The sequence below is a fragment of the Borborobacter arsenicus genome, from assembly GCF_003934165.1.
Taxonomy (GTDB): domain Bacteria; phylum Pseudomonadota; class Alphaproteobacteria; order Rhizobiales; family Rhizobiaceae; genus Pseudaminobacter; species Pseudaminobacter arsenicus.
On record NZ_RKST01000008.1, the window covers coordinates 123509 to 147741 of the forward strand.

Consider the following 24233-nt stretch of genomic DNA (forward strand, 5'->3'; position numbering starts at 1 on the left):
AGCCGGCGCCCGAACTGTCAGGACGGCCCCTCATGGCGGCAGAAGCCTCGAACAGTGAACTGATCCAGGTAGTGGCACTGCTGGCGGCCGGCGTCATTGCAGTCCCGATCTTCAAGCGCCTCGGTCTCGGCTCCATCCTTGGTTATCTGGCCGCCGGGGTGGTTATCGGTCCGTTCGGACTCGGTGTTTTCTCCGAATCGAAAGCTATTCTCCATGTCGCAGAACTCGGCGTGGTGATGTTCCTGTTCATCATTGGGCTTGAAATGCAGCCCTCACGGCTTTGGAACCTGCGGCGGGAGATTTTCGGGTTGGGAATATTGCAGGTGGGCGTGTGTGCGGTGCTCCTGACGTCCGTTGGCGTCATTGCCGGCTTTCCCGTCAGCGCGTCCTTCGTTGCCGGCGCCGGCTTCGTCCTGACATCGACGGCGATCGTCATGCAGCTGCTGGAGGAACGCGGCGAACTCTCCTCGCCGAACGGGCAGCGCATGGTGTCCATATTGCTGCTGGAAGATTTGGCGATCGTGCCGCTTCTTGCGCTGATTGCATTCCTAGCACCCGCCCACGCAGACACCGGCTGGCTCGGAAGGTTGACGAGTGTCGGCATTGGTCTGGCTTCGATTGCCGGACTGGTGGTTGCCGGGCGCTACCTGCTCAATCCGCTGTTTCGCATTCTTGCCGACTCCCGTGCTCGCGAAGTGATGACGGCCGCCGCCTTGCTGGTCGTGCTCGGCTCGGCGCTTGCCATGCAGCTTGGTGGGCTCTCCATGGCCATGGGAGCCTTCCTTGCCGGCGTGCTGCTTTCGGAATCGACTTTCCGCCACCAGCTCGAAGCCGATATCGAACCTTTCCGCGGTGTGCTGCTCGGCCTGTTTTTCCTCGCAGTCGGCATGTCGCTCGATCTCGGCATCGTTGCCGCCAACTGGATGGCGATCGCCGTCTATGTCGCTGCCTATATGGTGATGAAGGGCATCGGCATCTATCTGGTCGCCCGTTTCCTTAGATCAGGTCATGCGCAGGCGCTTGAACGGGCTGTGATCATGGCACAGGGCGGCGAATTCGCCTTCGTGCTCTATTCCTCGGCCCTTGCCGTGGGCATCATCAACGGCCAGGAAAATGCCATTCTGACAGCCGTGATCATTCTTTCCATGGTGCTGACGCCATTGGCCATTATCGGTCTGCGCTATGCCTTGCCGCGCCGCGAACAGGCGCTCGACGATGTCGATATCGCCGAGGATCTGGACGGCAGCGTGCTGATTATCGGCTTTGGCCGGTTCGGGCAGATCGCCAGCCAGCCGCTGCTGCTGCGGGGTATCGATGTCTCGATCATCGACAATGATGTGGAGATGATCCAGGCGGCGGCGAGCTTTGGCTTCAAGGTTTATTATGGCGACGGTACGCGCCTCGACATTCTTCATACGGCCGGCGCCGGACGCGTTCGCGCCGTGCTGATCTGCGTCGACAAGGGCGATGTGGCAGTCCGGATCGCCGAACACATGCGGGCGGAGTATCCGCTGGTGCCGGTTCTGGCGCGCGCCTATGACCGCGGGATCGCCATGGACCTGATACAGGCCGGCGTGGACTACCAAATCCGCGAAACCTTCGAATCAGCACTTTCCTTTGGCCAAGCCACCCTGGAAAAACTCGGTATAGATCAGGACGAAGCTATCGAGATCATCGAGGATGTGCGCCAGCGCGACGCGGCAAGGCTGGATGCACAGCTTGTCGGCGGCTTGCAGGCTGGACGACAGTTCATGAAAGGCAATATGCCTGTGCCAGCCCCGCTGACGCCACCTCGGCGGCCCGGCAGGGCTGCCAATGAAGAGGCGGCGACCGTGCTTGAGCAGTCTGCCGCCAAACAAGGAGATGAGGAAAGATGAGTCAGGAGACTGCTGCCGAGATCGTCGAGTTCTGGCGTGAAGCCGGACCCGACCGCTGGTTTGCCAAGGATGAGACTTTCGACCGGGAATTCCATGGCCGCTTCCTTGATCGGCATTTTGCAGCAGCCAGGCGGGAACTTGACCATTGGGCCGAGACGCCGGAGGGTTCACTTGCGCTCATCATCCTGCTCGACCAGTTTCCGCGTAATTGCTTTCGCGGCACCGGCCACATGTTTGCGACTGATCCTCTAGCTCGCCACTTTGCACGCAAGGCGATAGCGGCGGGGCATGACAAGGCAATCGCCGAGGAACTGCGCGTTTTTATCTGCCTGCCCTTCGAGCATTCGGAAAATATCGAGGACCAGCGCCTGTCGGTGGAGCTCACCCGCTCGTTGCCGGAAGAGTACATGAAATACGCCGTCGAGCATCTTGAGATTATTGAGCATTTCGGACGCTTTCCGCATCGCAATCCGGCGCTTGGGCGCGAAACGACGCCCGAGGAACAGGCGTTCCTTGATGGCGGCGGCTTTGCTGGTTGAGCTGGCGAGAGCGGTCCGGTTGACGGCAGAGGGATAATATCCGATGGATCGTCTATGGAGAAAATACGATGATTACCGGACCGATGTGCCGCGCGGCGCGGGCGCTGGTCGAGATCAAACGCGAGCGCCTTTCGCGCGTGTCAGGCATTGACGAAACCACGATCGAGAATTTCGAACGCAAGATCGCAATTCCGGAAGACGATGCCGTTCTGGCAATCCAGGCTGCCCTGGAAGAGCATGGGGCCGTATTCATCCCGGAAAATGGCGGCGGCGTCGGTGTCAGGCTGAAATTCACCAAGTCCGAGACAAAACGCATCGGTATCCTGGAGAGCGAAGGCGGCGTTTCCAGGAACGATGATGTACCCTGATCTGGGTCTCCGTCAGGGTTTTAGGCCTTCCACCAGTCATTGCCTGATGGCAGCTTCTCGATCCCGGTAAGGTCGATCTGCGACAGGTGTTCCGACAGGCTGACACCTTTGATGCTGAAATCCGGGGCGAGCTCGGAAAAGGGCACCAGAACGAAAGCGCGCTCGAGCATGCGCGGGTGTGGCACATCCAGCTCGGCATCGTGGATCGCGCGATCACCGAAGACAAGAATGTCCAGATCGATGAGCCGAGGGCCCCAGCGCTCTTCGCGTACGCGCTTCAACTGGCGTTCGGTTTCCATGCACAATTCAAGCAGCGCATGCGGCTCCAGGCTGGTGGAGAGCTCTGCAACGGCGTTCAGGAAATCCGGCTGATCTAGCTTGCCCCATGGCGGTGTCCGGTAAAGCGACGAGACGGCGACGATCCTGGTTTGTGCGCTGCCGTCGAGAAGGCGCAGGGCCGCGCCCATCGATTTCGCCGGGTTTCCCAGATTGCCGCCCAGGCTCAGATAGACACGTTCTTCAGGCAAATTCTGCACTTATCACCTCGGCAATTAGTCTTTCGCCTCATCGCGGCTGCGGATCGCATCTGCCACCACCAGCGCGTCGGCGTTCATTGCGACATTGTGGACGCGGAACACGTCGGCGCCTTTCAGTCGCAGGGCAACGCTGGTCGCCGCCGTCGCGGCATCGCGGCCTTCAGACTCCTTGCCGGACACATAGCCGACGAAACGCTTGCGCGATGTTCCGACCAACCACGGGAAGCCCAGCGCGTGCAGTTCGGCGAAGCGCGCCATGAGCTGGAGATTTTCTTCCGAATCCTTGGCGAAGCCAAAGCCGGGATCAAGCACGATCTGGTCGTCGGCAACGCCGGCATCGCGGGCGATCTGCAAGGACTTGCCCAGGAATTCAAACTGATCGGCGATCACGTCCGGGTTCTTTTCGCGTTCGCGGCCGGTATGCATGATGACCAGGCCCGCGCCGGTTTCGGCTGCCAGGCGGCCGATGCCGGGTTCGCGTTGCAGACCCCAGACGTCGTTGACGATATGCGCACCGGCAGCAATGGCCAGCCGCGCCGTCTCCTCGCGATAGGTATCGACCGAAATCAGCAGATCGCCGGTTTCGGCCAGGGCCTCGATGACCGGCAATATACGTGCCTGCTCCTCCTCCGGCGAGACCGGCGTTGCGCCCGGCCGCGTCGATTCCCCGCCGACATCGATGATGACTGCACCTTCTGAGGCCATGCGACGAGCCTGCTCCATGGCCTTTTCGGGGGCGACGAACAGCCCGCCGTCAGAAAAACTGTCGGGCGTCACGTTCAAAATGCCCATCACCAGCGCTTTGTCGCCGAGGTCCAGGAAGCGCCCATGCGCAAGTCGCCATCGTCTCGTCATTGTCGGTCGCTTTCTGGCCCTGAAGTGATGCCACGAATAATCAACGTTTTGCAGGGCACAAATGCCGCGCAGCGATTTCCGTTGCACGCGCAGGGGCCGTAAAGCAAGGTGCGGCAAGAGGCAATATGATGAAACGCACACTGCTGGCCACCATGATCATTGCCTGCATGGCATTACCTGCCGGTGCCGCCAGCCTGTCGAAGACCTACAGCTATTTTTCCATTGGCGGCAACACGCTCGATGAGATCGAAGCCGATCTGGCACGGCGGGGACCTCACGTCAGCGCTTCCAACAAGCGGCATCCGGGCGCCACGCAAATGGAGTTCACGACCAGGCTCAGCTACAAGCAAACCACCAATTACTGCAAGATTGTCCAGGCGCATGTGACGGTCAAGGCCAAGCTCATTCTTCCGCGCTGGCGCCGCTCGCGCAAGGCCGAGCAGGATGTGAGATTGATCTGGGACACGCTTTCGGCCGACATAAAGCGCCATGAGGAAAGCCATGTCGTGATCGCCAAGAACTACGCCCGCGAGATGGAACAGGCGCTGAAGGCAATGGACCGGCAGAAAAGCTGCCGGACGGCTGCCGACAAGGCGAAGGAAGTAACGGCGAAAATACTTGCTAGGCACGATCGGGCGCAGATGGAGTTCGATCGCGTGGAAGGCAAGAATTTCGAAAGCCGCATCATGCGGCTGCTGAAATATCGCCTCGAACAGATCGATGCCGGCCGCCTTCCGCGCTAACGCCCGACGCGCGAATTACTCAACACAGTCATTAATTGGCTGCCGGCGCCTTGCTACATGCCAGCTAGCCGGCAACTCCGAGTTTCTTCTGCAGGCTGGTGGACGAGGTCGTATATTGGAACACGATCCGTTCCCCGGGACTGACGATCCGCTTTGCGGCCTGTGCCATCAGTGCAGCCTCGTGAAAGCCGGAGAGGATGAGCTTCAGCTTGCCGGGATACGAGTTGATGTCGCCAATGGCGAAGATGCCGGGCGTTGATGTCTCGAATTTCTCGGTGTCCACCGGAATCAGGTTCTCGTGCAGATTGATGCCCCACTCGGCGATCGGGCCGAGCTTCATCGTCAGTCCGAAGAACGGCAGCATGCGCGTGCATGCGACCTCCACCTCGCCGTCCGGTCCCTTGATGGTAGCCGAGTTCAGCTGTCCGTCAGTGCCAGTGAGGCCGGTCACCTGCCCCACCTGGAAGTCGAGTTCCTTCAGCTCCTGCAAGGCAAACATCTTGTTGACGCTGTCGGGGGCGGCCCGGAACTCCGGCCGCCGGTGCACCAGCGTTACGCTTTTGGCGACAGGCTGCAGGTTCAGTGTCCAGTCCAGCGCCGAGTCGCCGCCGCCGACAATCACCAGATCATGGCCACGGAATTCTTCCATCCGGCGCACGGAATAGAAGACGCTGGTGCCCTCATAGGCCTCGATTCCAGGAATTGGGGGACGCTTGGGCTGGAACGAACCACCGCCCGCCGCTATCACCACCACCTTTGCCTCGATCACCTCGTTTTCATCGGTCGTCGCGCGAAAACTGCCGTCTTCGAGCCTTTCCAGCGAAGACACCATGCGGTTGAAGCTGAATTCAGGCTTGAACGGCGCTATCTGCTCCATGAGCTTGTCCACCAGCCCTTGCGCGGAAATGGAGGGCCATGCCGGAATGTCATAGATCGGCTTTTCCGGATAAAGCTCCGTGCATTGGCCGCCCGGTCGATCAAGAATATCGACCAGATGGCACTTCATGTCGAACAGGCCAAGCTCGAAAACGGCGAACAGTCCAACCGGCCCCGCTCCTACGATCAGAACGTCCGTCTTGATACTGCTCATCTGCCTGCCTCGAATGCCGTTGCCTGAAATCCGTATCCGATAATCCGGGAAAGATACCGCCGAGGCTAGGGGCAGCGCCTGCTAATCGATCGTCCTGCTGTCAGCCTTGGCGCTCGGGCACCTGGACAACGAGACCGTCGAGTTCGTCGCGCACCTTGATCTGGCAGGACAATCGTGAATTGGGGCGTACATCATAGGCGAAATCCAGCATGTCTTCTTCCATGGCCTCGGGTTCGCCGACTGTCTCGGTCCACTCCTCGTCGACATAGACATGGCACGTTGCGCATGCGCAGGCGCCGCCGCACTCCGCCTCGATGCCCGGCACGGCGTTACGGATAGCGTTTTCCATCACGGTCGAGCCATTCTCGGCTTCCACGTCAAAACGCGTGCCGTCAAAGGCGACGAAGGTAAGCTTGGTCATTACTGCCCCTAAAAGACGCGCTCGGAGTCGGTTGATGGATTGCCCCGTCGCGGTACAAACGAACTCCTAGCCGAGATAATCACTCCGGCGCGCAAGTCAACTGCGGCGCAAAAGCGCCTTTGTATGACGCAAACTGGCTGCTTGGGGGAATCAGCGCCCGATGGCGGCGATGAACTCGCGCACCTCATCGACCAGACCAGCGAGGCGCTGCACTTCCGAAGTGTTGTCCGGCTTGGCTTCGATGGCGTCGGCGCAACCGGCAATGGCAAAGGCACCGATGCCCCGCGCGGACCCTTTGAGGCCATGTGCAAGCCTGACGCGCTCATTCATGCTCGCCTCTTCGATCTGGTCGCGCACCTGCACGGCCTGTTGAACGAAAAGTGCCAGGACCTCTTGCTCCAGCGCACGGTCTCCCATGGTCTGGCGGGCGAGATGGGCAAGGTCTATCGGCCGCGGGGAGGCCTGGGCGCAGCTTTCACCGCCGGGCATCGAAAATGCGACAGTTCTTGAATTCCGAGGCGCCATTTCCAACTGCTTTCCAAATGCCGGCGATGATTTGCAGGCTGTCTCAATCATGTGGATAACGGGTTAATGCGCAGGGTGGCTGATTGGTTCGCAAAACCGCCAAATTCGCGGCATCATTAACCTTATATTTAAACTTTTACGTATTCGAACCGATTCAAGTTTCCTTTACCCGACTGTGCCAGTACGATACGTGAAGTCCATAATAAGCCTCGCTGCGGGCATTATAAGCCGGATTACGGCAGTCTGTGGCACGAGTACAGGGTAACGGCGAAATGGCGAAAAAAACTTCGACCCCCAAGAAAGATATCGACAGCGACGTAGCAAGGGAGCTTGAGGAAGCGCTCGATTTCGATCTGTCGTCGGCGTCCGACGATCTCGATATAGCCGCTTCGATGGAGGATCTGGAGGCACAGATCTCCCAGGCTGCCGACGAACTCGCCCGCGAAGGTCGTGCGGAAGCTGAGGCCCCCGAGCCTGCTCCAAAAACGACATCGGAGGCCCCGGCAAAGCCTTCCAATGGCTCCAATGCCAAGGCCGAGTTGCGCCCTGTCAATACGGTCGGTCTGCGCCCGAGCCCCAATGGTTTCGCCCCCGCCAATGACGATCAGCAAAAGGACTACCGCACGCTCCTGCATTCGATGAATCGCCGTTCGTCGAACGGCATTTATTGGGTGGTCGCTCTTTTATCCCTGCTTTGGATAGGCGGTGGCGTCGCGCTTGCCAACACGCTGTTTACCCCTGGCATCATGGAAATCCGCTCGGTCGAGCAGATACTCGCCCAGCCCTACCTGATCCTTCTCGGCGTCGCCACGATCGTGCCTGTCATTCTTTTCTGGGCCTTTGCGGTGATGATCCGCCGTGCTCAGGACATGCGCCTGGCCGCCCAGTCCATGACCGAAGTTGCGTTCCGTCTCGCCGAGCCGGAAAACCTGGCACAGGACCGCGTGATGATGGTCGGCCAGGCCGTTCGCCGCGAAGTCGCGGCAATGGGCGAAGGCATCGAGCGCACATTGGCGCGTGCGGTGGAACTCGAGACGCTGGTCCACACTGAAGTCAACCAGATCGAGCGCTCCTATTCGGAAAATGAAGCGCGCATCCGCTCGCTGGTCGACGGACTTGGCGTCGAACGCGAGGCCGTGGTCACCCATGCCGAGCGCGTTCGCGCCTCCATTGCCGGCGCGCATGAAACGCTGCGTGACGAATTGGGTTCGGCGGGCGATATCATCCGCGAAAGCATCCTGAATGCATCGACCAAGCTGTCGATGACGATCACCAATTCCGGTGACACCCTGATCGACCGCATCAATGAAAGCGGTTCGTCCATCTTCGAGTCGATCGATCAGCGGCTGGATACCATCGGCGACCGTATCACCACCTCCGGTGAAGCTTTCGCCAGCCTGCTCGACACCCGTATCGCCAGGCTGACGGAAAGCGCCGACGAGATGACCCGCTCGCTTTCCGACCTTTTGGACGAGCGCACCTCGGGCATGGTGTCCCTGCTCGGCAGCGCGGCAAGCACTTTGAATGCCGACCTCGACGCCAGCCTGAAGGGTATTGAGCGTACACTGGCCGAGCGCGGTCAGAGCCTGATCAGCGAGTTCCAGACGCGGGCCGAAGCCCTCGACACGGGAACCCAGAAGCTCAACGCGGCGTTGGAAGCCCGCGCGCGCCAGATCAACGAGACACTGGTCGATCGCACCCGCGAAATCGCCACGACCTTCACCGACGGCAAGCAGAGCCTTTCGGCAATGATCGAGGAAGGCCGTGCCCGGATCGGCGCCGAAATGGCCGAAATGGTCACCTCCACCTCCTCTATGCTGGAAGAGCGCGCCAATGATTTTGCCGGGCGGCTTGAATCGGCACGTCACGTCGTTTCCGATGCCTTTGACGCGGATATCCAGAAACTGGCCCAAGCCCGTCAGAACATCGACGACGCCGTCGAGACGCAAGCGCAGAAATTCGCGGAGACCAGCGACCGCATCGCCTCGATGCTCCAGGCCGATCTCGCCAAGTTCGAGGAAAGCCGGGCTGGTATTGATGAGGCGGTCAGCCTGCAGGTGCTGAAGCTGGCTGAAGGCCGCACCATGATTTCGCAGGCTCTCGATGAAGACTTGCGCAAGATCAACGAATCGCGCGCGACCATCGATGCTTCACTGGGTGAGCATCTTGAGCGGCTGGCGGATGGCCGCGCCAACCTTGCCCGTGCGCTTGCCGAGGACACACAGAAACTCACTCAGACACGAACCAACATCGACGAAATGGTGGCAGGCCATATCGGCAAGCTCGGCGAAGGCCGCGGCATCCTGACGCGCGCGCTGGAGGCCGATCTCAACAAGCTTGCCGAAAGCCGCAGCGACATCGACAATCTCGTCGCAAGCCAGGTCGAGAAGCTGGCTGAGGGTCGCGATGTCCTCTCCCGCGCGCTGGAAGCCGACCTTGCGCGTATTGCGGACGGCCGTTCGACCCTGGACAATCTGGTCGATAGTCAATTGGAGAAGCTCGATCAGGGTCGCGAACGCCTGACTCGCGCGCTCGAGGACGATCTGGGCAAGCTTGCCGAAAGCCGCTCAAGCATCGACGGCCTCGTTGCAGGTCAGGTCGAAAAACTTGCTGAAGGCCGCGATATCCTCAAGCGGGCGCTGGAAGCCGACCTTGCCAAGCTCGCCGAGAGTCGCGCCGATATTGACGGGCTCGTTGCCGGCCAGGTGGAAAAGCTGGCTCAGGGGCGCGATCTGCTGAAACGCGCGCTTGAGGCGGATATGACCAGCATCAACGCGATGGTGACGGCCCAGGCCGACAAGCTGACAGACAGCCGCCACGCGCTCGCCCGCGCCCTTGAAGACGACCTTGCCAGGCTTGCCGAAAGCCGGACGAGCATCGATGACGCCGTTGCGGGCCATGTCGAGAAACTCGCCCATGGCCGGGATGTGCTGTCGCGCGCTCTGGAAGCCGACATGGCCAATATCGAGGCCCTCGTCGCTGCCCAGGCAGACAAGCTGGTGGAGGCGCGCAAGTCGCTGACGCAGGCATTGGAAACCGATGTCAGCAGCATGGAGGGGATCGTCGCAGGCCAGGCCGAGCGGCTCGAAGAGAACCGCGGCGTGCTTACGCGTGCGCTGGAGTCCGATATCACCAATATCGAGAGCCTCATTGCCAGCCAGAATGAGCGGCTGGCCGAAGGCCGCGCAATGCTTGCGCGTACCTTGGAAGAGGATCTGCAAAAGCTTGCCGAAAGCCGCTCGGGCATTGACGGGCTCGTTGCAGGCCAGGTCGAGAAACTGGCCGAGGGACGCGACATTCTCCGGCGTGCGCTTGAGGCTGACCTGCAGAAGCTTGCAGATAGCCGTTCCGAGATCGACGGCCATGTCGCCAGGCAGGTCGAGCAATTCTCGGCGGGTCGCAACCTGCTCTCACAGGCGCTGGAGGCCGACTTGCAGAAGGTCGCCGAAAGCCGTTCCGGCATCGATGAGATCATTGCCGGCCATGTCGGCAAACTGGCCGAAGGCCGCAATATGCTGGCACGCGCGCTTGATGAGGATTTGGACCGGCTCGCGGAAACGCGCCGCGAGATCGATGAGGCGGTTAGCGCCCATATCGAGACCATTGCCGGCCGCCGGATCGACATATCGGAGGCGCTTGCCGCCGATGTCGAAAAGATCGAGGAGGCATTCCGCCGCCAGACCGGCGTCATCGAGGAACGCACCGGCACGATGGAACGCGCCCTCTCGACCGGGGTCGACAATGTCCGCGCGGTGCTTGAAAAAAGTGCCGTCTATGTGGCCGGCGCCCTGCGCGAGAAGGTCCTGGAAGTTACCGCCGCCCTCAACGAGGAGGCCGGCAAGGCGTTCACCGACGCCGATCGGCAGATCGCGGAGCGTGCAGAACAGACGTCTGCCGCGCTGCTTGCCCGCGCCGACGACATCACGCGTGCCTTCGAGGAAGCGGATCAGCGTCTCGCCGCGCGTGTCGAAACGACGTCCGGCGCACTTATTGCCCGCGCCGAGGAGACGGCCGAAACGCTCGCAACGCGCGCTGGCGATATTGCCCGCACCTTCGATGACGCAGACCAGAAGCTGGTTTCTCGCGCGATCGACACGGCGAACTCGCTTGCCGAGCGTGCCGGCGATATCCTGCGCAATTTCGATACCGCAGATGAACGCCTCAGCCTGCGCATAGCCGAATCGGCCGATGCGCTGGCCGCCCGTGCCGCCGAGCTTGGCCGCATCTTCGATGCCGCCGACCAGCAATTCATCTCGCGCATCGCCGATGGCGCAAACACACTGGGTTCGCGCGCCATCGAGATCGTCCGCAACTTCGAGGAAGCGGATAGAAGCCTCGCTGCCCGCGCTGGAGAGACCGCGGAAGCGTTGGCGGCACGCGCTGCCGAAATCGGCCAGGTCTTTGAGCAGGCCGACCAGCGCATCGCCGCCCGCATCAGCGACTCGAGCACGGCCATCGCCGTGCGTGCCGCCGAAATCGGCCAGGTCTTCGAACAGGCCGACCAGCGCATCGCCGCTCGTATCAGTGACAGCAGCGCCGCCATCGGCACACATGCGGCCGAGATCGCCAACGCTTTTGCCCAGACGGAGGAGCGTGTCGCGGCGCATGCACAGCAGACTGCGGCGGAACTTGAATCGCGCGTCCGTGGCATTGAAGAGACACTGGCAGGTGCCGACCAGCGCTTTGCGTCGGGGGCCGAAGCCGTGGCGACACGTGTTGACGAGCAGGTGGCGCAGGTTGAAATACGCCTTTCCGCCAGCGCCGAAGCCGTCGGCCAGAAGCTGAGCGAGCAGGTCGCCGAAGCGGAAGCCAAGCTGGCATCGCGCGCCAATGTCATTGCCGAGACATTTACCGCCGTCAGCCAGCACATCGGCAACAGCACCAATGAGGCTGCCCGCTCCATCGGTGCCAATACGCGCGAGCTCAACATGATGCTTGCAGAGCGGTCGGCGGAGATCACCAAGATCCTCGACGAGACTGCGCGTCCGCTCGTGGATCGCTTCTCTGCCAGCGGCAATGAGTTGCAAAAGAGCCTCGAGGCTGCGACCGAGCAGGCAACGGAGCGACTGCGCGCCGAAAACACCGCTCTGGTCAACGCACTCGCCAACCGCACAGCCGAGACGCTGTCTGCGGTGGAAGGCGCACGCAGCAGCCTGGCGGATGGCGTTTCCGACCTGATCGGAAGGCTTTCGGCATCGAGCGCGCAGCTCAATGAGCTTATCGAAAAGGCCGCGGCAAACCTTGCCAATGTCGATGAACGTCTGGTCGGCAGCACGCAGAGCTTTGCCGCTACGACGGAGAAAGCTGCGCAGACCTTTGCCAGCTCGGCACGGCTGGTGGATTCCAACACCACCCGCCTCACCGAACTTTCTTCGAATACGCTCAAGGAAGTCGCTTCCATCGCAACCCGCTTCGATGAACATAGCCGCTTGCTTTCCAGCGCATCCGAACTGCTCGGATCGGCACAAAGCAACCTCGAGCATACGCTCGAGCGCCAGTCTTCGCTGGATGATCTCGCGGTCGGCCTGGTCAAGAAGTCGGAAGACCTGGAACGTGTCATGCACTCGTTCGAAGATCTCGTCGGCAAGGCCCTCGAAAAGGCCGAGGACCGCACGCTTGCCTCCACCGACAAGATCCGCAACGCGATAACCGAGGTGGTTGAATCGGCCACCAAGCGCTTTGCCGACGCCACCGAGGACATGCGCCGTACCGCCGACTCCATCAAGAGCGACCTCAACGAGACACGGGCGGAGTTGAAGAAGGGTGTGCTCGACATGCCCGAGGAAGCCAAGCAATCGACCACGGCGATGCGCCGTGCGGTGACCGAGCAGATCAATGCGCTGAAGGAGCTTTCGGATATCGTTGCGAAATCCGGCCGCACCATCGACGTGTCCGATCGTGCCGCTCAGCGGCCAGCTCAACAGATGCGTGCCTCCGAGCCGCAACGCCAGGCGCCGCAGCAGGCCGAACGCCGGGCATCAGCCGAACCGATGCTGCGCGGCTCGCTCGATGTCGAGCCGACGACAGCGCGGCCGCGTGAAGGTGGCCGCACCCAAGCGGGCGGCTGGGTGCGTGACCTTCTGACAGGCGCGTCGCGCGAAGAGAATGCGCGTCCGACGGCGGTTGCCGACGCACCCCGCGCGACGGGAGCCACCCGCTCGCCGGCACATGTCGTGGAATCGCTCAATTCGCTTTCGGTCGACATTGCCCGCGCCATCGACCATGAGGCATCGATCGAACTGTGGGATCGCTATCGGCGCGGCGAGCGCGACGTCTTCACACGTCGCCTCTACACGCTGAAAGGCCAGCAGACCTTCGACGACATTCGCCGCAAATATCAGTCGGACAGCGAATTTCGCGCTGCCGTCGACCGCTATTGCGATGATTTCGAGAAGTTGCTGAAAGATGTTTCGCGCAACGACCGCGATAACATGATGACGCAGACTTATCTGTCGTCGGATACCGGCAAGGTCTACACCATGCTTGCCCATGCCAGCGGGCGCCTGCGGTAAGCAGCGTCTCTTTGCTTGAGCATCGGAATTTTCCGAAAAAAGGCGGGACCCCTTCCCGCCTTTTTCATTTCCTCATCGTTGTCTGATGTCAGATCAATGAATCCGTCCAACTGACGATATCGAGGGCGGCTTGGCCAAAGGCCCGGTCCAGCGCCCTTATATAGGCATCGTTGCCGCTACCGGAGACGGGGGCGCTTGCCTGGAAACTGCGTGAGGCTCGCACGACGCCGTTGCGGTCATTGAGCAGCCGTACGAAAAGCTCGACCTCGGCCTGACGGGTTCCGCTCACCTGAATTTCGAAGGCGCGAATCTCGGCAATGACCTGATAGTCGATTGCCAGCCCCTCGCCCGGCTTGCCGACGCCGGCAAAGCTGCCTGAGCGCTGGAAAGTTTCAGCCAGGCGCGCCTGCACGATTCGCGGCAGGCGATCGGCCCACTGGGCGCCCTTCAGATATTGAATGACACCGGGCGCCGGCTTGATGACGATGTTTTCGCCATCAAGCGCTTTCAGCGCACCGGGCTCGGCGATCAGAATTTGCCTTTTGCTGAGGGCCGCCCGCTCCGAGCTCGGAGGCGCGGACAGCTCGAATGTATCGAGCGGGGCCGGGCCGCCGCCCGGAAACAGCGCGCAGCCGGACAAGCCAAGAGCGAGAACGGCCCCCGTGGCCGTCAGCTTGCGAATGTTCATTCTTGACCCCGTCTCCATATGATCGGCATGTGCCGGCAGATGTCGGCTCGAAAAGCCATCACTGTCCGGTTCCCCGCTGCCGATGGATTGCCAACCGATTCAACGGCGTGCGCGCCCATCATATTCGCGCACCGTCCCTTCGCCCCCAGTGATGATGCGTTGCGGATTGCGTTCCAGATCGGTGATTGCCTGCTCGATTCGGTTGATCGAACGGCGGCCGTCGCGCACCAATGCCTCCACTTCGCGCAGCCCCTGCCCCGAAAACCGCGCCAGCCCGTCGGTGATGGTGGCCAGCCGCGCGTTCAGCGTGTCCGCCACCTGGCGGAAGGACTTCAGGGTCGCGCTGGCATCCGCCATCACGCCTTGCGCCTCGCCCGAGCCCAGCAGGCTGTCGACCTTGGCCAGAACCCCGTCCACCCTTACGGAAGCCGCGTTCAGACGACCGGTGAGTTCCGATGCATCCTTGATCATCTGTTCGATGTCGTCGGAGCGGCGATTGAATTTCTCGGTGACTTTGGCGACATCCGCCGCGGCGGTCCTGGCGTCGCGGCTCGCCACCTCGATATTGCTCAGCGTGTCGCGAACCTTGGCCGGATCGACACCATCGAGGATGGCATCGACCTTACCAAGCGTTCCGCCGGTTTTCTGGGCGAAGTCGTTGATCGAAGCCACGGCGGTATCGATTCCGCCGATGATCTCGTCGAATTGCTTGCTGGTATCGCTGAGATCCCTGGTAAAGTTGTCGACATTGGCGACGATAGAGGCGATCTTATCCTTGTCTACCGCCTTCAGAATATCTTCCGCAGCACGCAGCGTGCCGTCGAGCTTGCCGGAAACGCCGGACAATTCAGTCGAAAGCGTCGCGACGCTGTCGAGGAATCTGTCGATGCCGTCTGCATTGCGCCCCAGAGCCTGCGAGAATTTCTGCGCATTGGCCACGGTGTCTGTCAGCGGGCCGCGAACGTCGCTGGTAAAGCCTTCAAGCTGGGTGAGCACGTGATTGGCGCGTTCGAAAATATCCTGTGCCGTCTGCAGCAGATTGGTCACGGCGGAAGGGTTGGCCTTGATCTCGGCGATCGTGCCGTTTGCCTCGGCCTCATCAAGCAGGTTGGCTTCGCGCGGGTCGGCGCCCTTCAGCTCGATATTCGCCTGTCCGGTCAGGCCGGCCAGGCCGATATCGGCCTGTGTCGACTGGGTGATAGGCGTCAGCCGGTCGATCTCGGTGTCGGCAATGGCGATGGTCGGATTGTCGACATCGATATAGACGCGTCTTACGTCACCGACCTTGACGCCGTTGAAGAGCACGGCACTGCCGCGCCCAAGACCCGAAGCAGATCCCGGAATGCGCACGCGCAACGTCGCCGTTTCACCCCGTTCTCCAATTGCCGCCGTCCAATATACGAAAGCAAAGGCTGCGAGGATCGCAACGATGGTGAAAATTCCGACGATGACGTAGTTGGCTCTGGTTTCCATGCTCGGCTTTATTCTATTCCCTTGCAGCCAAATCGATTTGCCGTGCGCGTTTCCCCCGGAAGTAAGACTTGACCCAAGGTTCCTCACTGGCAAGCATGTTTTCGATCGTGCCCTCGACCAGGACCCTTTTCTTGCCGAGAACGGCAATTCGGTCACACACGGCAAACAGGCTGTCCAGATCGTGGGTGACCATGTAGACGGTCAGGCCCATCGTGTCGCGCAGTTTTGCCACGAGTTCATCGAAATCGGCAGCCCCGATCGGGTCCAGGCCCGACGTCGGCTCGTCAAGAAACACGATATCGGGATCAAGCGCCAGCGAGCGGGCTAGCGCCGCACGTTTGATCATGCCGCCCGAAAGCTCCGAAGGGAATTTACCAGCGGCATCGCGCGGAAGGCCGACAAGCTCGATCTTCAGCAGCGCCAGTTCATCCATCAACTGCCTGGGCAGATCGAGATATTCGCGCATGGGCACCTGGACGTTTTCAAGCACGGTCAGTGCCGAAAACAGCGCGCCATGCTGGAAAAGCACGCCCATGCGCATATCCAGCCGCACCCGCTCGGCGTCGCTTGCCTTGTCGACATCGACGCCGAACAGCTTGATCGTTCCCGAGCGCTTCTTGTTGAGACCCAGAACCGTTCGCAGCAATACGGATTTTCCGGCACCTGACGCGCCCACAAACCCCAATATCTCGCCGCGCCTGATATCGAGCGAGAGGTTCTCCAGCACGACCTTGTCGCCAAAGGCGACGGTGACGTCGCGCACCGACACCACAATTTCCGTGTCGTCGGTTTCCGGCATATGGGCTTGAGCTTGCTGCGCCATGTCAAAAATCGATCGCTGCGAAGAACATGGCAAACAGCCCGTCCAGGATGACGACGACGAAGATCGACTTCACCACCGAAGCCGTCACATGGCGGCCGAGCGATTCGGCACTGCCGCCCACTTTCAAGCCCTCGACGGATGCCAGGATGCCGATGATCATTGCCATGAATGGCGCCTTGATCAGCCCGGCAAAAATCGTGCTGAGGTCGATGCTGACCCGCAGGCGATCGATGAACGCTGCTGGCGCGATATCTGAATAAAACCATGAAACCAGTATGGCGCCGGCAAGGGCCGCGAAATTCGCAGCAATGGTCAGGCATGGCAGCGCGATCGCCAACGCGACAAGGCGCGGGAAAACCAGGACGCCGATGGGATTGAGGCCGATGACCTTCAGCGCGTCCACTTCCTCGCGCATTTTCATGGAGCCGATTTCGGCGGTGATGGCACTGCCAGACCGGCCGGCCACCATGATCGCCGTCATCAGCACACCAAGTTCTCGCAGCACCAATATGCCGACGAGGTCGACGACGAAGATGTCGGCGCCGAAATAACGAAGCTGAAACGCTCCCTGCTGGGCCACGATGGCGCCGACAATGGCCGACATCAGCACGACGACGGGAATAGCGCCGACACCCATGCGGTCGATCTGGTGAAAGATCGCGGCCATGTTCACCGCATGGCCTCGGCCAAGCTTCATCTGTGCGCCGCGAATGGTGGCGCCCAGAATATTCATCGCTGCCAGGAAGTCGTCGCGCATGGCATAGACATTGCGCCCGATGCCCTCCAGCACCGCTATGATGAAGGCTGGAGGACGGATCGAACTGCCGTCCTCAGGGGCGCGAGAGGCTTCGCGGATCGCCTCAAGTAGGATCGTCGCGGCCTCGCTTTGCCCTTGCAGGCCGACCTCGGAACCCCGCTGTCGCGCCGCTACCAGCAACCGTTCGATCAGCCATGCGCCTGCGGTATCGATCTTGGTGATGCCAGATGCGTCGATCTCGATCGGACCGGCGCCGATTTGCGCCTCGATCTCGCGCATCTGCCGGTCAACCAGAGCGACAGTCTGTGTCGTCCAGCTTCCCGACAGGGCGTAAGACAAGGCTGTGCCGCTCTCCGTCGCCACGATGCTGGGACGGGCCTCCTCGGCGTCAGCGCCGTTTGCTTGCTTGCCGGCATTGATCAACATGGCGGCCTGTCTTATCCCGTGATGCTGCTTCTGTCACTTTGCCGGGCAAGCCACGTCGATGGCTGGGAGAAGAAAAATATGGCGCGTGTCCTTTCGGTCAATATTGAGCGCTTTCCGATCGCCGGAACCTTCACGATCTCGCGCGGATCGAAGACGCAAGCGGAAGTTGTCACGGTGACGATTCGCGACGGCGATCATATCGGCCGTGGCGAATGCGTGCCCTACACGCGATATGGCGAGACGATTGAAGGTGTCGCACATGCGATCGCCGGCATGCGGGCCGATATCGAGTCGGGCCTTGGACGCCATGCGCTAATTGAGGCACTGCCGGCCGGCGCTGCCCGCAATGCGATCGATTGTGCACTGTGGGACCTCGAAGCCAAGACCAGCGGCCGTCCGGTCTGGACCGGGCTTTCCGATACGCCGCCAAGGGCACTGGAGACGGCCTACACGCTTTCTTTGGCCGCGCCGGAGGCGATGGCCGCCCAGGCGCACGAAAACGCCATGCGGCCCGTGCTGAAGGTCAAGATCGGCGTCGGCGACGAAGATGTTGAGCGCATCCGCGCAGTGGTGCAGGCAGCACCCGACAGCCGGCTCATACTCGATGCCAATGAAGGCTGGACCGAAGACAATATCCGCCAGAATCTGGCAGTGGCCGCCGAATGCGGCATCGCGCTGGTCGAGCAGCCGCTACCAGCCGGCAAGGACGGCATATTGCGGCATATCCCTCACCCGGTGCCGATCTGCGCCGATGAAAGCGTGCATGAAGCCAGGAACCTCAATGAGCTTGTCGGCCTCTATGATGCCGTCAACATCAAGCTCGACAAGGCTGGTGGCCTGACAGCCGCCATTTTGCTGCGCGACCGCGCCAGAGAAATGGGTTTTTCAATCATGGTGGGCTGCATGGTCGGCACCTCGCTGGCGATGGCGCCGGCGGTGCTTCTGGCGCAAGGCGCCGATTTCGTCGATCTCGACGGCCCATTGCTGCTGTCGCAGGACCGCGTTCCAGGCCTTGGCTATCATGGATCGCTGGTCTCGCCGCCGCAGGCTGAGCTTTGGGGTTGAAGGTCGCGGCGATAGCTAGCCTCTGCCCCAGACAGGGCGTATGACGGTTGCGGTTTCAGCCATGCCCGCGATAAGTTGGGCTTCCGGGAATGGAGACGGAATCATGGATCTCGGCATCCGCGGCAAGACCGCGATCGTCTGCGCCTCGAGTCGCGGATTGGGCCGCGGCTGCGCCCTGGCGCTGGCCGAAGCCGGCTGCGACCTGGTGATGAACGCCCGCAACGCGGATATTCTTGCTGCGACCGCGCAGGAAATCCGCGCGCGCTTCGGCGTCAAGGTTGTCGAACTGGCAGGCGACGTTGCCGATCCGGCCGTTCAGCAGTCCCTGCTAGCGGCAGCCCCGACACCCGACATTCTGGTCAACAACAATGGCGGTCCGCCCCGGCGCGACTTTGGCGAGCTCGACCGGCAGAAAATGCTCGACGGTGTCACCAACAATCTGATTGCTCCTGTCGAACTGGTCCAGGCAGTGATCGGCGGCATGGCCGAACGCGGCTTCGGCCGCATCGTCAACATCACGTCGCTATCGGTCTATGTGCCGATACCGGGGCTGGATTTGTCGTCCGGCGCACGTGCGGGGCTGACTTCGCTGCTGGCTGGTGTGGCGCGCACCGTCGCCGACCGCAACGTCACCATCAATAATCTGCTGCCAGGCAAGCTTGATACCGACCGGCTGCGCGGTGTGTTCGAGGCTGGCGAGGAAGAAACAGAGGACGCCGCGCGTGAGCGGAAGGCACGGTTAAGCGCGGGAATTCCGGCCAAGCGCCTCGGGACACCGGAAGAATTCGGCCAGATATGCGCGTTTTTATGTTCGGTGCATGCAGGCTATCTTACCGGCCAGAACATTCCGGTCGATGGCGGGCTCTATGTCAGCGCTTTCTGAGCAAGGGCTAATCCGTATTGTGAGCCAGACGGAATAAGATACTGAAATCTCGTTTATTTTATCTTACAATTTCCGACGGGCACAGTCATTGGAAGGGCCCGGTAAAGCAGTGATGATTGGTGGGGAGCGGCCGCATGGAAACGGAAATGAACGATCAGGCACGCGCCGATCTCAACGAATCTGCCCTTTTCTTCCACAAGCACCCGATACCGGGCAAGCTTGAGATCCAGGCAACGAAGCCGCTCGGAAACCAGCGGGACCTTGCGCTTGCCTATTCCCCCGGTGTGGCGGCGCCCTGCCTGGCGATCCGCGACGACGCGGCCACCGCTGCCGATTACACTGCGCGCGCCAATCTCGTCGGCGTGATCTCCAACGGCACGGCCGTGCTCGGCCTGGGCAATATCGGGCCGCTTGCCTCCAAGCCGGTGATGGAGGGCAAAGCCGTCCTGTTCAAGAAATTCGCCGGCATCGACGTGTTCGATATCGAGATCGATGCGCTGGAAGTCGACCGCATGGTCGAAACGATCTCGGCCCTGGAGCCGACCTTCGGCGGCATCAATCTCGAGGACATCAAGGCGCCGGAGTGTTTCGATGTTGAGGAACGCCTGAAGGCGCGAATGAAAATCCCCGTCTTTCACGACGACCAACATGGCACGGCCATCATCGTGGCGGCGGCAGTTCTGAACGGACTCGAACTCGCCGGCAAGGCGATCGAAGACATCAAGATCGTCACTTCCGGCGCTGGCGCGGCGGCGCTTGCCTGCCTCAACCTGCTGGTTTCTCTCGGCGCCAAGCGCGAAAACATCTGGGTCACCGATCGGTTCGGCGTTGCCTATAAGGGCCGCGTTGACGAGATGGATCGCTGGAAGGACCCCTATGTGAAGGATACCGAGGCGCGCACGCTGGAAGATGTCATCGGTGGCGCCGACGTGTTTCTGGGCCTCTCGGCCGCCGGCGTTCTGAAGCCGGAACTGCTGCGGCATATGGCCGAAAAACCGCTGATCCTTGCGCTGGCGAACCCGACCCCCGAAATCATGCCGGAAGTGGCGCGCGCCGCCCGCGCCGACGCCATGATCTGCACCGGGCGCTCGGACTATCCAAATCAGGTCAACAATGTCCTGTGCTTCCCGTATATTTTCAGGGGCGCGCTGGATTGCGGCGCAAGCGCCATCAATGAAGACATGAAACTTGCCGCCGTGCGCGCCATTGCCGCTTTGGCAAGAGAAGAACCCTCCGATGTCGCCGCCCGTGCCTATTCAGGTGAAACGCCGACCTTCGGCCCCGAATTCCTGATCCCCTCGCCCTTTGATCCACGCCTGATCCTCAGGATCGCGCCGGCGGTTGCCAAGGCGGCGTGCGAGAGCGGGGTGGCCACCAGGCCGATCACCGATTTCCCGGCCTATATCGATCGCCTGAACCGTTTCGTCTTCCGCTCGGGCCTCGTCATGAAGCCGGTGTTTTCGAGCGCCAAGACCTCCACCGCCAAACGCGTGATCTATGCCGATGGCGAAGACGAGCGTGTGCTGCGCGCCGCGCAGGTCGTTCTGGAGGAAGGCATCGCCCAACCGATCTTGGTCGGGCGGCCCAATGTGGTCGATGTCCGGTTGCGGCGTTACGGCTTGCGTATCCGGCCCGGCGCCGACTTCGAACTGATCAATCCGGAGGACGACCCGCGTTATCGCGACTATGTCGATTTGTTGATCGAACTGGGCGGCCGCCGCGGCGTGACGCAGGAAGCCGCACGCACCATGGTTCGCACCAACAATACGGTGATTGCCGCACTTGCCCTCAAACGTGCCGAAGCAGACGCCATGATCTGCGGTCTGGAAGGCCGTTTCGAGCGCCATTTGCGCAATGTAAGGCTGATCATCGGCGCGCGTACCGGTGTCAAGGATCACGATCTGTCGACGCTGTCGATGCTCATTTCGACCCGCGGCGTGCTGTTTTTCACCGATACCTATGTCTCGGTCGATCCAACGGCGGAGGAAATTGCGGAGATGACCGTGCTTGCCGCCGAAGAGATCAAGCGTTTCGGCATGGAGCCCAAGGCAGCGCTGGTCTCGCATTCGAATTTTGGCTCGCATGACTCGCCAAGTACGCTCAAGATGCGCGAAGCTGCGCAAATCCTGAAGAAAATCGCGCCCGATCTCGAATGCGACGGCGAAATGCATGCCGATTCCGCCCTGTCGGAGCAGCTGCGCCAGCGTGCGTTCCCGCACTCCACGTTGAAGGGCGAGGCCAATCTGCTGGTGTTCCCCAATCTCGATTCGGCAAACATCACCCTGACTGCTGTCAAGCAGATAACGGACGCGCTGCATGTCGGCCCGATCCTGCTTGGAGCCGCCAGGCCGGCGCATATCCTTACACCCTCCGTGACCTCGCGTGGTGTCGTCAACATGACCGCGCTGGCGGTGGCAGAAGCGGCACAGAAGGCACAGATGTTGGCGGCAAAGGCTGGCTGAGTGCGGAGAATAAACGCTTAACCGACACAGGACATAGTAACGGATAAAGCCATGACCGGTAGCAAGGGCTGAAATGGCCGGTTGGAAAGGATTGGTTGCACCGCTCGCAGTCTGGATCGGGTTCGCCATCCAGGCGCCAGTGGTCCATGCCGCCTCCGACCTGTGCAGCCAGCTTGAGGCGCAACTGGCAACCGGGCAGCTTGTCGGTGGCTCGGCTCATGTCGGCGTATATGACACCGCAATTGCGGAGCAGCGCGAGCAGCTGCTGCTCGCCCGCGACAGGACAGCGGAGGCCGGCTGCGGATTTTCGATGGTCGGCGCCGGTATCCGCTACTGCGCCAAGCTCAATGCCCGAATTGAGCACATGGAGCGCAATCTCGATAAATTGCTGCGCCAGCGTGACAGATCGTCGGCCAGAAGCGGTGCCAGAAGCGCTGACGACCGGTTACTGGCGCTGCTTGCGGCGAATGGCTGCGACACCGGCCAGGCGAACGACAGCGGCAATGCCGAACTGGTCGAGGAGATTTTCGGCCCATCGATTGAAAACGATGCGGTTGCTGCTCCAGAAAAAGATCAAAGCGCCGGAATATCCGGTGACGCGCCGATACGCTCTGGTGCCGGAAGTTTCGAAATCATCAGGGAGCAGCCGCCGCAGGCGGACCGGGATATGACGTCGCCCCGCCCATCGCCCTCCATCATCGCGCCGGACACGGCAACGCCGCCCAAGCCCGCGGCACAACAGCAGCGCCCCGAGGATGCGATCCCGCATCAGCCGGACCCGGATAGAAAAGTCAGGGTCGTCGGGCCAACGTTCCTTCCCGACCCAGGAGCGGCAATAGATCTGCAAGCTCCGGCCCCGAGGCAAGTCCGGTAAGCGACAGACGCAGCGGCATGAAAAGCGCCTTGCCCTTGCGGCCGGTCGCGTCCTTCACGGCGTTCGTCCATGTCTTCCAGGTTGTGCCATCCCACGGTTCCGGCGGCAGCAGATCGAACGCCTCGCTGACGAAACTACGGTCGTTTTCGGGCAGATCGACGCTCTCCTGTGGTCCCTGAGTGACGACGCGCCACCAATTGGCAGCCTCAGGCAGCTTTTCGATATTGCCTCGCACCGCCAGCCAGAACGGCTCGGCACGCTCACCGGAAACACCCAGCGCCGACAGCCTGTCCTGCGCCTCGGCAAACGGCATGTTGTGAAGCAGCGACCGATTGAGTACGACGAGATCGGCCGGATCGAATTTCGAGGCGGATTTCGAGGTCGCGGTCGGTTCGAAAAGTGCTGCAAGCTCCGACATCTTCGGTACGGCCACGACATTCTCGGACGTTCCGATGAGCACGGCCAGGCAGGCTACCGCCATCGGTTCCAGGCCGCTTTCACGCAACCCGCCGATCGACAAGGCACCGGTTCGCTTGGAAAGTCCCTCCCCGCTGCTGGTGGTCAGGAGGTTGTGATGACCGAAAGCCGGCGCCTCGGCACCGAGCGCCTGAAACAGTGCGATTTGCACACCAGTATTGGTGACATGATCGTCGCCACGGATGATGTGGGTGACGCCCATGTCGATGTCATCTACGACAGACGGCAGCGTATAAAGATAGGTGCCGTCCTCGCGCACCAGCACCGGATCGGACAGCGACGCGAGATCGACGGTTTCCTCACCGCGCACGACATCGGTCCACCGGATTTCCGTGCGCTCGGTTTCGAAGGGATTCTCGCGGAAATTGGGCAGCAGGAAACGCCAATGCGGCTTACGACCCTGTGCTTCCAGCGCCTCGCGCTCCTCGCCTGTCAGCTTCAGCGCTTCGCGCCCGTAAACCGGCGGGAGCTTCCGCGACAGACGAACCTTGCGGCGCAATTCGAGCTCTTCCGGCGTCTCATAGCAGGCATAGAGCAGGCCGGCGGCCTTCAGCTTTTCTACCGCGGCGTCATAAACGCCGAAACGTCTTGATTGATAATCTGTCGCATCGGGAAAAATGCCGAGCCAATGCAGATCATAGAGGATTGCATCGGCGTATTCCTGCTTGGAGCGCAAGACGTCCGTATCGTCGAAGCGCTGGATAAAGCGTCCGTTGTTCTTCATGGCGAAAAGCCAGTTGAACAGCGCGGTTCGCGCGTTGCCGATATGGATATGGCCCGTCGGAGACGGGGCGAAACGGACGGTTACGGTCATCTTTGCGGGTTAGCGGATGGATATG

19 protein-coding genes are annotated in these 24233 nt (G+C 61.2%); 9 read left to right on the forward strand and 10 right to left on the reverse strand.

Features of this window, described 5'->3' with window-relative positions:
- The first annotated feature begins 32 nt into the window (after positions 1-32).
- The 3 genes from EET67_RS14165 (at position 33) to EET67_RS14175 (ending at position 2784) form a co-directional block, all read left to right on the forward strand.
- On the forward strand, positions 33-1877 hold the full coding sequence (locus tag EET67_RS14165) for a monovalent cation:proton antiporter-2 (CPA2) family protein (protein WP_128626834.1): 1845 nt from the start codon (positions 33-35) through the stop codon (positions 1875-1877).
- The gene (locus tag EET67_RS14170; protein ID WP_128626835.1) at positions 1874-2416 is read left to right on the forward strand and encodes a DUF924 family protein; all 543 of its coding nucleotides are present in this window, start codon (positions 1874-1876) and stop codon (positions 2414-2416) included. Before EET67_RS14165 ends, EET67_RS14170 begins: the two co-directional genes overlap by 4 nt.
- Positions 2417-2484: 68 nt before the next feature.
- Entirely contained in the window at positions 2485-2784 is a 300-nt protein-coding gene (locus tag EET67_RS14175; RefSeq protein ID WP_128626836.1) for a helix-turn-helix domain-containing protein, read from the forward strand.
- Between the two features lie 20 nt (positions 2785-2804).
- Here EET67_RS14175 and folK read toward each other — a convergent pair whose 3' ends face one another.
- Both folK and folP read right to left on the reverse strand, forming a co-directional pair.
- The gene (gene folK / locus EET67_RS14180) at positions 2805-3320 is read right to left on the reverse strand and encodes a 2-amino-4-hydroxy-6-hydroxymethyldihydropteridine diphosphokinase (RefSeq protein ID WP_128626837.1); all 516 of its coding nucleotides are present in this window, start codon (positions 3318-3320) and stop codon (positions 2805-2807) included.
- A gap of 15 nt (positions 3321-3335) precedes the next feature.
- Entirely contained in the window at positions 3336-4175 is an 840-nt protein-coding gene (folP, locus tag EET67_RS14185; protein WP_128626838.1) for a dihydropteroate synthase, read from the reverse strand.
- A 125-nt stretch (positions 4176-4300) separates the two neighbouring features.
- Between folP and EET67_RS14190 the strand changes: the two genes are divergently transcribed.
- The gene (locus EET67_RS14190; protein ID WP_128626839.1) at positions 4301-4918 is read left to right on the forward strand and encodes a DUF922 domain-containing Zn-dependent protease; all 618 of its coding nucleotides are present in this window, start codon (positions 4301-4303) and stop codon (positions 4916-4918) included.
- Between the two features lie 64 nt (positions 4919-4982).
- Here the strand turns inward: EET67_RS14190 and EET67_RS14195 are convergent, their stop codons facing one another.
- The 3 genes from EET67_RS14195 to EET67_RS14205 form a co-directional block, all read right to left on the reverse strand.
- Positions 4983-6008, reverse strand: coding sequence for an NAD(P)/FAD-dependent oxidoreductase (locus EET67_RS14195; protein ID WP_128626840.1), 1026 nt, complete (start codon positions 6006-6008; stop codon positions 4983-4985).
- A gap of 100 nt (positions 6009-6108) precedes the next feature.
- Positions 6109-6429: a 2Fe-2S iron-sulfur cluster-binding protein gene (locus EET67_RS14200; RefSeq protein WP_128626841.1), complete on the reverse strand. Its 321-nt coding sequence runs from the start codon at positions 6427-6429 to the stop codon at positions 6109-6111.
- 150 nt (positions 6430-6579) lie between these two features.
- Entirely contained in the window at positions 6580-6954 is a 375-nt protein-coding gene (locus EET67_RS14205; protein ID WP_128626842.1) for an Hpt domain-containing protein, read from the reverse strand.
- A 272-nt stretch (positions 6955-7226) separates the two neighbouring features.
- Between EET67_RS14205 and EET67_RS14210 the strand changes: the two genes are divergently transcribed.
- Positions 7227-13466: a kinesin gene (locus tag EET67_RS14210; RefSeq protein WP_128626843.1), complete on the forward strand. Its 6240-nt coding sequence runs from the start codon at positions 7227-7229 to the stop codon at positions 13464-13466.
- A gap of 88 nt (positions 13467-13554) precedes the next feature.
- Here the strand turns inward: EET67_RS14210 and EET67_RS14215 are convergent, their stop codons facing one another.
- The 4 genes from EET67_RS14215 to EET67_RS14230 form a co-directional block, all read right to left on the reverse strand.
- Positions 13555-14154: an ABC-type transport auxiliary lipoprotein family protein gene (locus tag EET67_RS14215; protein WP_128626844.1), complete on the reverse strand. Its 600-nt coding sequence runs from the start codon at positions 14152-14154 to the stop codon at positions 13555-13557.
- A 99-nt stretch (positions 14155-14253) separates the two neighbouring features.
- The gene (locus tag EET67_RS14220) at positions 14254-15627 is read right to left on the reverse strand and encodes an MlaD family protein (RefSeq protein ID WP_128626845.1); all 1374 of its coding nucleotides are present in this window, start codon (positions 15625-15627) and stop codon (positions 14254-14256) included.
- Positions 15628-15640: 13 nt separating this feature from the next.
- Positions 15641-16450 (reverse strand): ABC transporter ATP-binding protein, encoded by an 810-nt coding sequence (locus tag EET67_RS14225; RefSeq protein WP_128626846.1) that lies wholly within the window; start codon positions 16448-16450, stop codon positions 15641-15643.
- A gap of 1 nt (position 16451) precedes the next feature.
- Positions 16452-17633 (reverse strand): ABC transporter permease, encoded by a 1182-nt coding sequence (locus EET67_RS14230; protein WP_128626847.1) that lies wholly within the window; start codon positions 17631-17633, stop codon positions 16452-16454.
- 78 nt (positions 17634-17711) lie between these two features.
- Here EET67_RS14230 and dgcA point away from each other — a divergent pair, with 78 nt between their 5' ends.
- The 4 genes from dgcA to EET67_RS14250 all read left to right on the forward strand — a co-directional run bounded on the left by dgcA (position 17712) and on the right by EET67_RS14250 (position 22917).
- Complete coding sequence (gene dgcA, locus EET67_RS14235; RefSeq protein WP_128626848.1) at positions 17712-18698, forward strand: N-acetyl-D-Glu racemase DgcA; 987 nt, start codon at positions 17712-17714, stop codon at positions 18696-18698.
- Positions 18699-18801: 103 nt separating this feature from the next.
- Complete coding sequence (locus tag EET67_RS14240) at positions 18802-19581, forward strand: SDR family oxidoreductase (RefSeq protein ID WP_128626849.1); 780 nt, start codon at positions 18802-18804, stop codon at positions 19579-19581.
- Positions 19582-19727: 146 nt separating this feature from the next.
- The gene (locus EET67_RS14245) at positions 19728-22043 is read left to right on the forward strand and encodes an NADP-dependent malic enzyme (protein WP_165899911.1); all 2316 of its coding nucleotides are present in this window, start codon (positions 19728-19730) and stop codon (positions 22041-22043) included.
- A 73-nt stretch (positions 22044-22116) separates the two neighbouring features.
- The gene (locus EET67_RS14250; protein WP_128626851.1) at positions 22117-22917 is read left to right on the forward strand and encodes a hypothetical protein; all 801 of its coding nucleotides are present in this window, start codon (positions 22117-22119) and stop codon (positions 22915-22917) included.
- Here the strand turns inward: EET67_RS14250 and gltX are convergent.
- Entirely contained in the window at positions 22835-24208 is a 1374-nt protein-coding gene (gene gltX / locus EET67_RS14255; protein WP_128626852.1) for a glutamate--tRNA ligase, read from the reverse strand. The genes EET67_RS14250 and gltX overlap by 83 nt on opposite strands.
- Between the last annotated feature and the right edge of the window lie 25 nt (positions 24209-24233).